The sequence below is a fragment of the Methanoculleus formosensis genome (assembly GCF_025384765.1).
In the GTDB taxonomy this organism is placed as follows: Archaea; Halobacteriota; Methanomicrobia; order Methanomicrobiales; family Methanoculleaceae; genus Methanoculleus; species Methanoculleus formosensis.
The window spans coordinates 433788-447007 of record NZ_VHLL01000001.1; the positions used below are offsets into that span (position 1 = coordinate 433788).

The 13220-nt window shown below is 65.2% G+C and carries 14 protein-coding genes and 1 tRNA gene; 8 read left to right on the plus strand and 7 right to left on the minus strand.

Annotated features, from left to right (window positions below; all coding sequences use genetic code 11):
- Positions 1-1437 carry a bifunctional metallophosphatase/5'-nucleotidase gene (locus tag FKB36_RS02305; protein ID WP_261596407.1) on the plus strand — a complete coding sequence of 479 codons (1437 nt, stop codon included), beginning with the start codon at positions 1-3 and terminating at the stop codon, positions 1435-1437.
- Positions 1434-1769, plus strand: a complete 336-nt coding sequence (locus FKB36_RS02310; RefSeq protein ID WP_261596408.1) for a DsrE family protein — start codon at positions 1434-1436, stop codon at positions 1767-1769. The genes FKB36_RS02305 and FKB36_RS02310 overlap by 4 nt, the downstream gene beginning before the upstream one ends.
- Before the next feature lie 9 nt (positions 1770-1778).
- Here the strand turns inward: FKB36_RS02310 and FKB36_RS02315 are convergent, their stop codons facing one another.
- Entirely contained in the window at positions 1779-2156 is a 378-nt protein-coding gene (locus FKB36_RS02315) for a 30S ribosomal protein S8e (RefSeq protein ID WP_261596409.1), read from the minus strand.
- 104 nt (positions 2157-2260) lie between these two features.
- A complete protein-coding gene (hypB, locus tag FKB36_RS02320) occupies positions 2261-2908 on the minus strand; it encodes a hydrogenase nickel incorporation protein HypB (protein ID WP_261596654.1) in 648 nt (215 codons plus the stop codon).
- 54 nt (positions 2909-2962) lie between these two features.
- Between hypB and FKB36_RS02325 the strand changes: the two genes are divergently transcribed.
- From FKB36_RS02325 to FKB36_RS02340, 4 genes are all read left to right on the plus strand, one after another.
- A complete protein-coding gene (locus FKB36_RS02325) occupies positions 2963-3235 on the plus strand; it encodes a signal recognition particle subunit SRP19/SEC65 family protein (protein ID WP_261596410.1) in 273 nt (90 codons plus the stop codon).
- A gap of 4 nt (positions 3236-3239) precedes the next feature.
- Positions 3240-3884, plus strand: a complete 645-nt coding sequence (locus tag FKB36_RS02330) for a histidinol phosphate phosphatase domain-containing protein (protein WP_261596411.1) — start codon at positions 3240-3242, stop codon at positions 3882-3884.
- A gap of 338 nt (positions 3885-4222) precedes the next feature.
- A complete protein-coding gene (locus FKB36_RS02335; protein WP_011843316.1) occupies positions 4223-5236 on the plus strand; it encodes a transcription initiation factor IIB in 1014 nt (337 codons plus the stop codon).
- A 22-nt stretch (positions 5237-5258) separates the two neighbouring features.
- Positions 5259-5330: transfer RNA gene (locus FKB36_RS02340), tRNA-Ala, on the plus strand.
- A gap of 131 nt (positions 5331-5461) precedes the next feature.
- Here FKB36_RS02340 and FKB36_RS02345 read toward each other — a convergent pair.
- Positions 5462-6640 (minus strand): WD40 repeat domain-containing protein, encoded by a 1179-nt coding sequence (locus FKB36_RS02345; protein ID WP_261596412.1) that lies wholly within the window; start codon positions 6638-6640, stop codon positions 5462-5464.
- Between the two features lie 127 nt (positions 6641-6767).
- Between FKB36_RS02345 and FKB36_RS02350 the strand changes: the two genes are divergently transcribed.
- Positions 6768-7241 carry a C-GCAxxG-C-C family protein gene (locus tag FKB36_RS02350; protein WP_261596413.1) on the plus strand — a complete coding sequence of 158 codons (474 nt, stop codon included), beginning with the start codon at positions 6768-6770 and terminating at the stop codon, positions 7239-7241.
- Here the strand turns inward: FKB36_RS02350 and FKB36_RS02355 are convergent.
- Entirely contained in the window at positions 7213-8313 is a 1101-nt protein-coding gene (locus FKB36_RS02355) for an acyltransferase family protein (RefSeq protein WP_261596414.1), read from the minus strand. The genes FKB36_RS02350 and FKB36_RS02355 overlap by 29 nt on opposite strands.
- A gap of 68 nt (positions 8314-8381) precedes the next feature.
- On the opposite strand from FKB36_RS02355, the gene FKB36_RS02360 reads away from it, so the two are divergent.
- Positions 8382-9167, plus strand: coding sequence for a YhfC family intramembrane metalloprotease (locus tag FKB36_RS02360; protein WP_261596415.1), 786 nt, complete (start codon positions 8382-8384; stop codon positions 9165-9167).
- Between the two features lie 342 nt (positions 9168-9509).
- Here the strand turns inward: FKB36_RS02360 and thiL are convergent, their stop codons facing one another.
- Genes thiL through FKB36_RS02375 form a run of 3 tightly spaced genes read right to left on the minus strand, consistent with a single transcriptional unit; the run spans position 9510 to position 13175 of the window.
- Complete coding sequence (thiL, locus tag FKB36_RS02365) at positions 9510-10376, minus strand: thiamine-phosphate kinase (RefSeq protein ID WP_261596416.1); 867 nt, start codon at positions 10374-10376, stop codon at positions 9510-9512.
- Positions 10369-12321 (minus strand): DUF460 domain-containing protein, encoded by a 1953-nt coding sequence (locus tag FKB36_RS02370; RefSeq protein ID WP_261596417.1) that lies wholly within the window; start codon positions 12319-12321, stop codon positions 10369-10371. Before FKB36_RS02370 ends, thiL begins: the two co-directional genes overlap by 8 nt.
- Positions 12318-13175 carry a serine/threonine-protein kinase RIO2 gene (locus FKB36_RS02375; RefSeq protein WP_261596418.1) on the minus strand — a complete coding sequence of 286 codons (858 nt, stop codon included), beginning with the start codon at positions 13173-13175 and terminating at the stop codon, positions 12318-12320. Before FKB36_RS02375 ends, FKB36_RS02370 begins: the two co-directional genes overlap by 4 nt.
- Between the last annotated feature and the right edge of the window lie 45 nt (positions 13176-13220).

Sequence of the window (13220 nt, forward strand, 5' to 3'; positions counted from 1 at the left end):
ATGACCGACCTCACGCTCCTGCAGATGAACGACTCGCACGGGTACCTGGAGCCGCACCAGGAACTCTTCTATGCCGGCGGGCCGCCGGTGTACCGGACGGCGGGCGGGTACGCCCGGATCGCCACGCTCCTCGAAGAAGCCCGCGACGAGCGGCCGGGCCGGGTGCTCGCGTTCGACTGCGGCGACACCATCCACGGGACCTACCCCGTCGTCCAATCGGAGGGCGAGGCGCTCGTCCCCATTCTGAACGCCCTCGCCTTCGATGCCATGACCGCCCACTGGGAGTTCGCTTACGGCCCGGAGCAGTTCAAGAGCGTGGCGGGGAGGCTCGACTACCCCGTCCTCGCCGACAACTGCTACGACGACGTGACCGGCGATCTGGTCTTTCCCCCGCATACCGTCTGCGAGACCGACGACCTCATGGTGGGCGTCATCGGCATCGCCGCCACGATCGTCGACAAGGTGATGCCGGAATCGTTCTCGAAGGGGATCCGTTTCTCTCTCGGGAACGCCGAACTCCCCGGTCACATCACCCATCTCCGCGAAGAGGAGGGGGTGGATCTCGTCGTGGTGATCTCGCACCTCGGGTTTCCGCAGGAGGTGAGACTCGCCCGCGAGACGGACGGGATCGACGTCCTCCTCTCGGGGCACACCCACAACCGCCTCTTCGAGCCGGTGGTCGTGAACGAGACCATCATCATCCAGTCGGGCTGCCACGGTTCCTTCCTCGGGAGGCTCGGTCTCACGGTCGAGAACCGGCGGGTGAAGGGGTTCGACCACGACCTGATCGTCGTCGGCGAGGAGGTCCGGCCTCACCCGGAGGTCGAGGAGATGGTCGAGGTGGTCATGGAACCCCACCGGGAGTACCTCTCCCGGGTTGTCGGGGAGACCAGGACGGGTCTTAACCGGAACACCGTCCTCGAGGCCACGATGGACAACTTCCTCCTGCAGGCGCTCATCGACGTCACGGGCGCAGAGATGGCCTTCTCGAACGGGTGGCGCTACGGCGCCCCGGTGCCTCCGGGGCCGGTGACGCAAAACGATCTCTGGAACATCATCCCGGTCAACCCTCCGGTCTCGACGGTCGAGATCATCGGCCGGGAGCTCAGGGCGATGATGGAGGAGAACATGGAACGGACGTTCTCGCGCGATCCCTACCAGCAGATGGGCGGCTACGTGAAGCGGTGCATGGGGGTCAACCTCTACTGCAGGGTAGAGAACCCGGCAGGATACCGGATCCAGGAGTTCTTCGTCGGTGGACGGCGACTCGACCCGGACGCCGTCTACCGCGCGGCGTTCGTCACCGGCCAGGGCGTGCCGCCGAAGTACGGGCGGAACCGGGAGAACCTGGACCTCCCGGCGATCGAGGCGCTCGAACGCTACCTCTCAAAAGGGCCGGTCAGCGCCGAACTCCGCGGGAGCGTGACGGCGATATGACGCCGCCGAAGGTCGTCGTCCACCTGGACGAGCGCGAGAAGGTGCCTCTCGTCTTAAAGAACGTGAAGAACCTCATCGACGAACTCGAAGGCGTCGAGGTCGAGGTGGTCGCCCATGCCAGCGGGGTGGAGGGGCTCCGCACCGTCACCTCTCACGCGGCGCTCGTGGAAGAGCTCGCGGAACGGGGGGTCCGGCTCATCGTCTGCGAGAACACTCTCCGCTCCCGGGGCATCCCGCGCGGTGATTTTCCCGGGTATATCGGGACCGTCCCGTCCGCGATCGTGGAACTGGTTGTCAGGCAGGCCGAAGGCTGGTGTTATCTGAGGCCGTGAAAAAGAGTATTATACGAGCAGGACGGCGTTTACGACACCGTCCTGGCTCGGTCTGCTGACGATCCGCGCGTTCCCCATCTCGGTCTTGATGACGGCGCCCTTCGTGAGAAGTTTCCGCCGGACGTAGTTCGGGTTGGCGCTGTTTGCCTCGACCGCCTCGATCTTCGCCTTTTTGGTCTCGCCGGTTGCGGGGTTCGAGACCGTCGCGTACTCCACCCGGAGTGCCCGGACCTTCTGGTTGCCGCCGAAGGTGCGGACGATTCTCCTGCGATCTTCACCGATATGCGTCTCTGCCGGAGCTCTTCCGATCTCCGTTCTCTTCTTGCCCTGGGAGGTGTGGTAGCGTCCGCCCGATGGCTTCCGTACTGATCTTCCTTGCCACTGCATGTGACCACCGATATACTCTGCTGAGGACGCAGTCCCCTCAGGGGGTAGCAATCTCTCGTTAAAGTGCTATAACTATTCGATACCGGGATATTTAACTCTGCTGATCACGCGAGGATAGCGTCCAGCAGCGCCTCAAGCCCTTCCCCGGTCTTCATGTTCGTCCGGAAGATCTTCATCTCCGGGTTATAGCGGCGCATATCTGCCTCCATCCGGTCGAGGTCGGAGCCGATGAAGGGGGCGAGGTCGACCTTGTTGATGACGCCGATGTTGCTGCTCCGAAACATCATCGGGTGCTTGTTCACCACGTCGTCGCCTTCCGTCGAGCTGATGACGACGATCCTCTTCTCGGCGCCCAGCCGGAAGTCGGTCGGACAGACCATGTTGCCGACGTTCTCGATGAAGAGGACGTCGATCTCGTCGAGCGGGAGGTGGTCGATGGCGTGCTCGACGAGGTGGGCGTCGAGGTGACACTCCTTCCCGGTGTTCGCGTTGTAGGCCGGGACGTCGAGGGCGACGATCCGCTTGAAGTCATCGTCGCCGTAGACGTCCCCGGCGATGGCGCCGGCGCGGAGACCCCGTTTCCGGATAAGCGGCACGAGCCGCTCGATCGTGGCGGTCTTCCCCGACCCGATGGCGCCGAGGAGATCGAACGCCCGGATGCCGTGGTCCTTGAGGTGGGCCGCGTTGGCGTCTGCCAGGCGGTTGTTGACGTCGTAGATGTCCTTCTCCACGTGGACGTCGATATGATGCATGGTATATACTGTGATCATGATCTGTTTATAGGTTAACCACCCAAACCTACAACAATGAGCGCTGAGCGCATCCTGTACCCCTGTTACTTCGACGCCACCCTCAAGCGGCGGGAAGGGCGTCGCGTTGCTAAAAACTTCGGCGTGAAGTCCCCGGAACTCCCCGCCATCGAGGCAGTGCTCCGGAAGATGAAGGTCACCCACCGCCTGGAAGAGCATCACCACCCCGCCCGGTGGGCAGAGCGCGAAGGCCGGATCGTGGCGGAATGGGAGGGGAGCAAGGAAGACCTTATCCGGAAGGTCGCGAGCGGTCTTGTCGGCCGGAAGTGATCGCATGTACGACCTGCACACCCATACCCTCCTCTCCGACGGCGAACTCCTCCCGACCGAGCTGGTTCGCCGGGCCGCCGTGCTCGGCTACGAGACGCTTGCGATCACCGACCACGCGGACGCCTCGAACCTCCGGCACCTGGTTGAAGCGGGGGAGAGTCTCAGGGAGTCGGCGCGGTGCTACGGGTTGACCCTGCTCGTCGGGGTGGAACTCACCCACGTCCCGCCGTCCCAGATCCCGGCCTTTGCGCGCGACGCAAAGAGGTTCGGCGCCGACGTCGTCGTGGTCCACGGCGAGACGACGATGGAGCCGGTCGCCCCGGGAACCAACCGCGCTGCCTGCGCATGTGAATACGTGGACGTACTCGGCCATCCCGGACTCATTGCGGCCGAGGACGCGCGCGCGGCCGCGGAGCACGGAGTGGCGCTCGAGATCACCTCGCGCGGGGGGCATAACCGCACCAACGGCCACGTGGTCCGGGTGGCGCGGGAGGCCGGGTGCCGGCTCGTGGTCGATTCCGATACGCACGCTCCGTCCGATCTGATGTCAGCGGAGGCACGGCGGGCGGTCGCGCTCGGCGCCGGGCTGACGGAGACGGAATCCCGGGAGGTTCTCTCCCTGGATATAAAACGGCTTCTTCAGAAGTGAGATATTGTATTTATATTTTAGCAAAAGGTTTTTATACCTGCCCGGTCAATATATATATGTTACTCAATACGCCCGGGTATAGTGTCCCCTAGAGGTTGCAGTTTGCGGTTAATCGGTCGTTCTGTAAGTATTTGCGGCAATCGCTTGTTAATCTTGCGATGTGATGCTGCACAGTTGCCCCGCCTCTACGGTGAGGCCGTGGATCGCCGGTTGAAACCCATTGGGAAGGTAGTCGATATATTTGGGAATATATCATCGCCGTATGCCACAGTCCTCTGCTATAATGGCTGCTCCGTGCAGGTTGGCGAGAAGATCTTTGCGAGATAGGTGTATAATCGATGGCTGAAGTAGAAAAACTGAAACAGCTGCAGTTGCAGCGCGAGGCCCTGAAGAAGAGGGGAGAACAGAAGGTCAAGGAGACGGAGAAGAAGCGTACCGAGGAGAGCGTTCAGTCCGTCTGCCCCGAGTGCGGCAGCCGCCAGCTCGTCCACGACTACGAGCGTGCCGAGCTGGTATGCCAGAACTGCGGTCTCGTCCTCGACGAGGAGTTCATCGACCGCGGCCCCGAGTGGCGTGCATTCGACCACGACCAGCGCATGAAGCGCTCCCGTGTCGGCGCACCGATGACGTTCACGATCCACGACAAGGGTCTCTCGACGATGATCGACTGGCGGAACCGTGACTCCTACGGCCGCGCGATCTCGAGCAAGAACCGCGCCCAGCTCTACCGGCTCCGGAAGTGGCAGCGGCGTATCCGCGTCTCGAACGCGACCGAGCGGAACCTGGCGTTCGCGCTCTCGGAACTGGACCGGATGGCCTCCGCGCTCGGTCTGCCCCGGAACGTGCGCGAGACCGCCGCGGTCGTCTACCGCGACGCGGTGGACAAGAACCTGATCCGCGGCCGGAGTATCGAGGGGGTTGCCGCGGCCGCGCTGTATGCGGCGTGCCGGCAGTGCAGTGTCCCCCGGACGCTCGACGAGATCGCCGAGGTGTCCCGTGTATCCCGTAAGGAGATCGGCCGCACCTACCGCTTCATCTCGCGCGAGCTCGGGTTAAAGCTCCTGCCGACGTCCCCGATCGACTACGTACCGCGCTTCTGCTCGGGCCTGAACCTGAAGGGTGAGGTCCAGAGCCGGGCGGTCGAGATCCTCCGGCAGGCCGGAGAACGCGAACTTACGAGCGGAAGAGGCCCGACGGGCGTCGCTGCGGCCGCCATTTACATCTCGTCGATCCTCGGCGGAGAGCGGCGCACCCAGCGCGAAGTCGCCGAGGTTGCGGGCGTGACCGAGGTCACGATCAGGAACAGATATAAGGAACTGGCAGAAAAATTAGATATCGAGATCATACTCTGATCTCATATCATTTCACACCCTTGGGCTCGTAGATCAGGGGTAGATCGCTACGTTCGCAACGTAGAAGCCGCGGGTTCAAATCCCGCCGAGTCCATTCTTCTGTTTTGTGACTTCACGTTTGTACGGTAATCTCTCCGTTTCGAGGCGGTAGGAGGTCGCCGGGGGTTTGAATGGGGCGCAGTTTCTTCGATTGGATAAAGAGGGGTGGGTTCGGCTCCCGCCGGCTCACCGCCGCCGGAGACGGCTTGCAGCGCCCGCGGCAGCAACGGCGAGGAGCCCGATAAGCACACCAGCCCCTCCGGCCTCGGTCGGCTCCGTCGCGGCGGTTCCCGTCTCTTCCTCCGCGGCCGTCACCGGCTCGTCGGCCGTCCGAAAGATGAAGGCCCGCTCACCCGCGCCCGCTGCGAGGTAGTCTCCTTTCTCCGAGAGGGCGACCGCACTGACGGGGGCGCCGGCGTCAAACGTCCAGCGGGGGTTGCCGTTGTTGTTCCAGAGGTGCACGATCCCGCCTGCGTTCCCGGCCGCGACCGCCTCGCCCCGCCGGGAGACGTCCACGGCAAGGACGGTGCTTCCCGTCCGGTTCGTCCAGAGGGGGGCGTCGTTCGGCCGGTAGCACTCCACGTCGCCGCCCTCCTTGCCGATGACCACGAACCGCCCGTCACCGGAAAGAGCGAGCGCGAGGATCGGCGCTCCGGTGGGGAGCGCCCAGGGGAGCCCGCCGGCCCGGCCGTAGACCTGGAGGGCACGATCCTGCCCTCCGGCGGCGACGACCGACCCGTCACGGGAGGCATCGACCGCGGTGACGGCCCCCCGGGCGAGCCCCTCCCAGATCAGGTTTCCCGCCCGGTTCATGAAGAGGATAGCCCCGTTGCTGCTCCCGGCAACGACGAATTTACCGTCGTCGGTGAACGCAACGGACGTGACGTGCGGCGGGGTCTCTCCGGAGCGGGTGCCCGGCTGCACGGCCCGGGTCCACTCCTCCTTCCCGAGGTTGGTGAAGAGGACGATGCGATCGCCCGCCACCGCGAGCGACCGGCCGTCACCTGCGAGAGCAAGGTCGTGAACGGATCCCGCGACGCTCTCCGTCCAGTAGCGGCCGCCGTTGCCGTCGAAGAGGAGCACGTCGCCCCCCACGGTTCCGGCGGCGACGTAGTCCCCGGAACCGGCGACGGCAATCGCGGTCACCGTACCCGGCGCGCTCACGTTCCATGCGACGGTGCCGTCCCGGTGCAGGCAGGCGATCTCCCCGCCGCCCGTCCCCGCGACCATATACCTCCCGTCGGCGGTTATCGCAACGTCGTTGACGATGCCTCCCGTCGATACGCCGTGGTAGGTGGCCTCGGCCCCGACCGCCGCCGGAACCAGGGCGACGATCAGGGCGATGATCAGTGCAGTTCTTTTCATGGTTAGTCCCTGCCCGGGAATGGATTCCCGGAATACGTCTACTTTCTCGGGCGGGTTCTTAAACTATTCCGGCACCGGAGAGCACCGCGGAAGCTTGAAGAACCCCGGCGCGCAATCTCCGAATCATATGGCTAACAGAGCGGACGAAGCGGTCTCCCGCTTCATGCGGGGCTACAACTGTGCACAGGCGGTCGGCTCGGTCTTTGCGGACGATGTCGGGGTGCCTGAAGAAGTCATCCTCAGTGCGGTCACCGGGTTCGGTGCCGGGGTGGGACGTACCGGGGGCATGTGCGGCGCAGTCTCGGGCGGGGTCATCACCCTCGGGCTCCTGTTCGGGGGTACCGGTCCCGGCGAGAAGGAAGCGAAGGACCTGACCTACGACCTCACCCGAAGGTTCGCCACGCGTTTTGTCGAGAAGAACGGCAGCGTCTCCTGCACTGAACTCCTCGGCTGCGATCTCTCGACCGGCGAAGGGTTTGCCCGGGCGCGCGACGAGAACCTCACCCGGACGCTCTGCCCCTGCTACGTCAAAGATGCGGTCGAGATCCTCGAAGAGGTTCTCGCGTCCGCCATCACTTCCAGGCAATCCACCACGCAGTGAGGGACTCCGGGAGGAACGGGCGCCTGAGTCTCTGTCGCAGGTCCTCAGCGCCGAGGTTCTTTGCCGCGAGAGCCCGCTTCTCGACGATGTGCCAGGAGAGGAACGCGAGGGCAAACGTCACGGCAAATGAGAGCCCGAAGAGCGCCGGGAGGAGGAGCGCGTTCGCCGTGATCTGGATCAGCGCCTGCTGCACCGGGTAGTGGTAGATGTAGATGCCGTAGGAGAAGTCCCCCGCTCTCCCGAAGGCGCCCAGGTACGGGATCGGGAGGTGCGCGGCGTAGATGGTGAGGTAGGGGATGGCGATCACCCCGGCGACGGTCAGGTACGGGGTCAGGGCAGACGCGCCGAGGACCAGCAGCAGCGCCCCGGCGATGACCGGCCGGTAGGCGATCCGCTCCCGGTGGATATAGAGGTAGGCCCCGATCAGGAAGTAGAGGGTGAACCGGACTTTCGCCATCCGGGGATCGTCGAACCAGTACATCCAGGCCAGGGCGTTTACGGCGGCGAGGGCGGGGATGGCCCCCCACCGGTGCAGGAGCCCGGCGGTCCCGAGGAGCGCGACGACCCCGTACATGAAAACCTCGACGGGTATCGTCCAGAGCGACCCGTTGACGTAGGACCACGGGTTGCCCTGGAAGAGACCTATCACCGATCCGTCTTCAAAGTAGGGAGCGGTAAAGAGTGCTGCCGGAGATAAGAGGGCGGCGAAGTACTCCTCCGGGGGAAGCGACGTCAGCAGCGGGCCGACGACGAAGAGCGTGATGAGGATCGCGACGACGAGGGCCGGGATAACCCGGAGGAGCCGTTTCCAGGCGAACCGGAGCGCCGATGCGGTCGACTCCCAGCTCATCGTGATCAGGTAGCCGCTGGTGACGAGGAGAGCGGCGAGCCCTGCCTGTGCCACGAGCATGATCGGGTCGTTGTTCTCTATCCCGACGTAGCCGAGCCTGAGGGCGTAGGCGTGCGCAAAGACGATCAGCGCCGCCGCCGCGAACCGCAGGAAGTCGAAGTTGTTCGAAAACCGGCCTGCACCGCCGGGAGCGTCTCTCCCCTCCGGATACTGTATGGTCATGGGAGTCAGGGTAACTGCACAGTTATTCACCGGCGGTTATTATATAATCAGCAGAAGTATTCTCTCCGATGGATCCGCTCGTTGTCGCCACGTTCGCCGTCGTCGCCCTGCTTGAGATCCTCGTTCCGCTCGCGCTTGGCTACTGGATCGTCAAAAAATTTGGCCTTTCATGGCGGGTCTTCGGGCTCGGCGCCCTCTTCTTCATCGTCGTGCAGGTCTTCCACGCGCCGTTCGTCATCTTGACGCAGAACCCACTCTACTCCGCCCTCCTGCCGTTCGGGACAACCGCAGCCCTCGCGGTCCTCGCCCTCTACCTCGGCCTCATGGCCGGGCTCTTCGAGGAGGTCGGCCGCTACCTCGTCTACCGCTATCTCTTCCGGCGCCGGGAGATCCCCCTCACCCGGGAGAACGGCCTCCTCTTCGGGACCGGGTGGGGCGGCGTCGAGAGCATGATCGTCGCGCTGGTCGTGCTTGCGGGCATGGCCTCCTACATCCTTCTCACCGGCGACGGGGGAGCGATCCCCCTGCCCGACGACCCTGCCGTCCAGGTGCAGGTCGACGCTCTCCGTGCCCTCACGCCGCTCGATATCCTCCCCGGGCTTGCCGAGCGGATGATGACGATCACCCTGCACATCGCCTGGTCGCTGATGGTGCTTGCTGCCGTCGTCTACGGCAAAAAAGCGCTCCTCGCCCTTGCCGTCCTCTGGCACGCCGCAGTGGACGCCGCCGCCGTCTACCTCGTGCAGACGCACGGGATTCTCGTGACCGAGGGGGTCATATTCCTCTTTGCGGTGCTCGCCCTCGCGTATATACTGTGGGAGTGGCGGCGGATGGGGGTAAGGGCGGCGGCCTGACTTCACTCCTCCCTTCGCGTTCTTCGCGGCTTCGCGTGAGACCTCGCTATCGTCTTCCAATCTGCTCACGCGAAGAGCGCGAAGCCGCGAAGTGCGACGGTTCGGAGCGCGATGGTGCGTAAGAACCGGAGGATGAGAAGACCGACTTTCCCGAAGGGAAAGGAGTTCGAGCACCGTCAGGTGCGAAGGGGAGCGGTCACCTATAACGTGCGCTGAATTTCGTGTTTTTCGCGAGTCGCGCCTTCGACGCTCCAACCCTGCTCCGTAGGAGCATCGTGCCTTGAAACCCATGGCTTCTCATGGGGTCAACCGTTGGCCTGGAGATACTGGATACCGCGGGCACTACCCGCTCCACTCGTGCAGGTATCCCCGGCGTTCGAGCGGCTTTCCGTCCGCGAGGACAGTTCGCTCTGCTACGACCTCCCCGATGACGTGTGCAGTAACCCCCGGAACCGGAAGGATACCGGCGGGAGCGGTAAAGAGGAGTTCGAAGTCCCCCCCGCCGTAGAGCGCGAGTTCCCGCCCCTCCTCCTCCGGGACGCCTGCCGGGAGCGGGAGGCGGGCGGTATCGATAGAGAACCCGCAGTCGTTCACGGCGAGGAGGTCGTGGAGCGAGAGAATGAGACCGTCGGAGATGTCCATCATCGCCGAGACCCCGGCCCGGCCGAGCGCCTGCCCCTCCCTGACCCGGGGCTGCGGTTCGAGGAGTTCCTTTCGGTGCCGGTCGTGGCCGGCGAGAGCGGCCTCGGCCTCCCCGAGCGGCCCGGTGACGGCGATGACGTCCCCCGGCCGCGCCCCCCGCCTCCGGACGAGGTGCTCGGGGGCGACGAGCCCAAGTCCCGTGCTCACGATCGTCAGCTCCCGGTGAGCATCGAGATCGCCGCCCACGAGTTCGGCGCCGAACGCGGTGCAGCAGTCCCGGGCGCCCTCCATGATGCCCCTGAGGCGTTCCGGTTTATCGAGGCCGACCGCGAGGAGCACCTCTCCCGGCGCCGCGCCCATGCTCGCGATGTCCGAGAGGGTGACTGCCGTCGTCATCCAGCCGATCTGCCAGTCGGTCATTCCGGCCGGAAAATCGGTCGTCTCGTGGAGCATATCGGTGCTCGCGACCATGAGGCGGTCGCCGCAGGGGATGACGGCGCAGTCGTCACTGAGTCGCTCCGGGCCGATGATCGTCCCGATCAGCCGGTGCAGGCCTCGCTCATCCACCGCGGCGCACCTCCTTCTCTCGCTCGCTCCGGTACTCCTTGAAGAGATACTCGAGGCGCTCGGCCTCCTGCTCGCGCCGGAACTCTTTCTGCTCCTCCTCCCATTCGGCGATCGCTTCATCGAGGGCGCGGGAGAGCGCCGCCCCGGTCCTGCCGCGGATATCCGGCCGGACAGCCTCTTCCCGGAGGAGGGGAAGATCGCCCTCCCGTGCGATCCGGACGAGGTTCGGGTCGGGCGGCTCCCCCCCGGCGATCAGCGCCCGGACGCCTGTCCCGGCAAGGTCCTTCACCACGCCGCGCCCCCAGCCGTGCGTTCGCGGGACGTAGAGGACGTCTCCTCCGGCGATGCCGATCCCCTCCTGGAGAGCCCGCACCGCTTCGCGGGTGAGGGAGTCGAGCACCTTGAGCGGGGTGTAGTCCTCCGATATCTCGAGTTTCGCGACCTTCTGCATCCTCTCCAGGCGCTTCTTCAGCTGCCGGGACCGCCGCCGCTCGCCCCGGAGTTGCTCGCGCAGGCTCTCGATCGTCGCGTCCTTCGCCGCCAGCTCCGCGTCCCGGCGGATCTTGCGCTCCGTCGCGGATCGCGCCCGGCGTACGGCCGCTCGCAGGCGCTCCCCCTCCCGGTCGCGCTCCCGGAGTTCTTCCTGGAGTTCCTGGACGTAACTCCGGAGCCGCTTCACCATCCCGTCGAGCGCCATCACCCGCTCGTCCTCGACCGTCCGCTCCGGTTCGGCCTCCGCCGCCGGTGCCTCTTCCTTCTTTGCCGCCGGAGCTCCCTTCAGGTCTGCAAGAACGGTATCGAGCGGCTGGCCCCGGAGCACCCGCGCCCGGACCTCGTCGAGGTCGTAGCCCGGCCCCACCCTCTTTGCGATGTTGCGGAACTTGTTCTGGAGACTCCGGTAAGCGTCCAGCGCCGCAGAGAGGGCGTCGCGCTCGTGGTCGTTGGTGTAGGAGAACGGCGCGGTCAGGTCATACTTCGCCTCCACCGAGAGCGACTGCTTCGGGGTGTAGGGGATGGCGTTGAACGCCCGCCGGATCTTCTCGACCGAGTAGGGCATCTCGCGGACGTCGGAGGCGACAATGAGCGGTTTTCCCGCACGATAGAGTTCTTCGACGATATCGGACATCGTCATCTGCCGCGAGCTCGAGAGGAGAACCAGGTTCCCGTCGAGGTCCACGGCGGCGATCCCGGTGGTCGTCCCCGGGTCGAGCCCGACGATCAGGTAGCGGGGGCGGCCGGAGAGGGGTTCGAACCGTATCCGGTCGAGTTGCCTTCCTGCCACCCGCACCTGGACGTCGGCGCCCCGGGTTGAGTGAACCGGCACCATTTCCCGGGGGGCCCTGACCCGGAACGCGACCCTTGAGTAGCCGCCGAAGGCCTTCGTCTCCTTCTTCTCGTAGTCGAGGCCGGCGCCCCGGAGCCGCCCCTCGATCTCCCGGGCCGTCTGCAGCACGCCGCCGTGGATCTTCCTCGCGTAACGGTTCTGGCTCCACCCGCCCCGGCCCGGCGAGCGGTGCCGGCTCACCGTGATGTCGGTGGTGTTCTCGAACGCGATCACCTCGACGCCCGCCCCGAGCGCGGCCACCCGGGCGGTGGTCCGCGCCTCGGCGTTGGGGTCGAACTTGTTGAAACTGATGTTGTAGCGGGCGGCGACCTTCCCGAGGCTCTCTGTGCGCTCGCCGCCGGTCACCTGGACGAGTTTCGTTGCGGGGGGGAGCGACTGGAGGAAGGCGTGGAGTTCGCGCTGGTCGGCGGCGATCTCCTGGAGGCTGTCCACCGCGAGGATATCGGGCTCTTCGGCGGCGAGGAGGCGCTGGAGCCGGAACCCGGTCACCTCCTCGACGCCCAGGACCTCCCCGTCCTCCACCCGGGCGAGAGCGTAGACCGGTCGTCGGGTACGGGAACGGACTGAGCCTTTGATGATGTCGATCCCGAAGACCTTCACCCCACCACCCTTGCCAGTGCTTCGTCGAAGGCGTATTCGATGCCGTATTTCCGTTTGAAGTACTGGAGGATGTTCTCGATGTCGCGTGCCAGGATCTCATCGGCGTTCGGGTGGGCGGTCTCCACCCACTGCGGCCAGTCGATCAGCCAGCACTGCTCATCGTCGACCATGACGTTGAACTCGCTCAGGTCGCCGTGGATGATGCCGAGGCGATAAGCCTCATGGAGGTTCTCGAGGATCGCATCGAGGACCGGCCGGGGCTCTGCGAGGTCGGCCCGCGAGAGGTTGACGCCGGGGACAAACGACATCGCCACGACGTGCCGGTTCTGGTCGATCGGGAGCGGAACCGAGACGGCGGGGTGGAGGGTCTTCAACGCGTCGTACTCCATCTTCGCCGAGTTGCTGGAGGCGAAGATCCAGGGGCAGTGCCCGGTCTCCGGCATGTAGCCGCGCTTCACGCGGGCGGACTGGAACGACCGCTGCCCGACCCGGTGGAACTTCAGCACGACGACCCCGAGCCCCATCGCCTCGTAGACCTCCGACTCCTTCCCGACGCCGATCAGCGTCCCGAGCGCCTGGACGGTGCCCCGGCGGGTGAGGGTGTGGAGGGCCAGGGTGTCGTAGCCGTTGAAGACGAGCGCATAACCCTCGTAGGGGGTCTTCTCGTACCTGACCATATCCATGGCCATCAGCCTGCCCAGACGATAGGAGAGCTCGGACTCCGAGAACCTTGTGGACGACTTGAGCACCTCGAGCGGCACCCACCGGTACCGGCGCATGAGACGTTCGAGGGCGAGCAGGATCCGGAGTTCGTAGGCGTGCAGGGATCGCACGTATTCTGCAGGAACAGGCATCTTCTACACCATTTATGTAGCGCGGTGATAAAAGGATGATCGAGA

Coding starts and splice junctions, on each gene's coding strand:
- FKB36_RS02310 (WP_261596408.1), top strand. CDS start 1,434: ATGACGCCGCCGAAGGTCGTCGTCCACCTGGACGAGCGCGAGAAGGTG.
- FKB36_RS02360 (WP_261596415.1), top strand. CDS start 8,382: ATGGATCCGCTCGTTGTCGCCACGTTCGCCGTCGTCGCCCTGCTTGAG.
- FKB36_RS02330 (WP_261596411.1), top strand. CDS start 3,240: ATGTACGACCTGCACACCCATACCCTCCTCTCCGACGGCGAACTCCTC.
- FKB36_RS02345 (WP_261596412.1), bottom strand. CDS start 6,640: ATGAAAAGAACTGCACTGATCATCGCCCTGATCGTCGCCCTGGTTCCG.
- hypB (WP_261596654.1), bottom strand. CDS start 2,908: ATGCATCATATCGACGTCCACGTGGAGAAGGACATCTACGACGTCAAC.
- FKB36_RS02350 (WP_261596413.1), top strand. CDS start 6,768: ATGGCTAACAGAGCGGACGAAGCGGTCTCCCGCTTCATGCGGGGCTAC.
- FKB36_RS02315 (WP_261596409.1), bottom strand. CDS start 2,156: ATGCAGTGGCAAGGAAGATCAGTACGGAAGCCATCGGGCGGACGCTAC.
- FKB36_RS02375 (WP_261596418.1), bottom strand. CDS start 13,175: ATGCCTGTTCCTGCAGAATACGTGCGATCCCTGCACGCCTACGAACTC.
- FKB36_RS02305 (WP_261596407.1), top strand. CDS start 1: ATGACCGACCTCACGCTCCTGCAGATGAACGACTCGCACGGGTACCTG.
- FKB36_RS02355 (WP_261596414.1), bottom strand. CDS start 8,313: ATGACCATACAGTATCCGGAGGGGAGAGACGCTCCCGGCGGTGCAGGC.
- FKB36_RS02335 (WP_011843316.1), top strand. CDS start 4,223: ATGGCTGAAGTAGAAAAACTGAAACAGCTGCAGTTGCAGCGCGAGGCC.
- FKB36_RS02325 (WP_261596410.1), top strand. CDS start 2,963: ATGAGCGCTGAGCGCATCCTGTACCCCTGTTACTTCGACGCCACCCTC.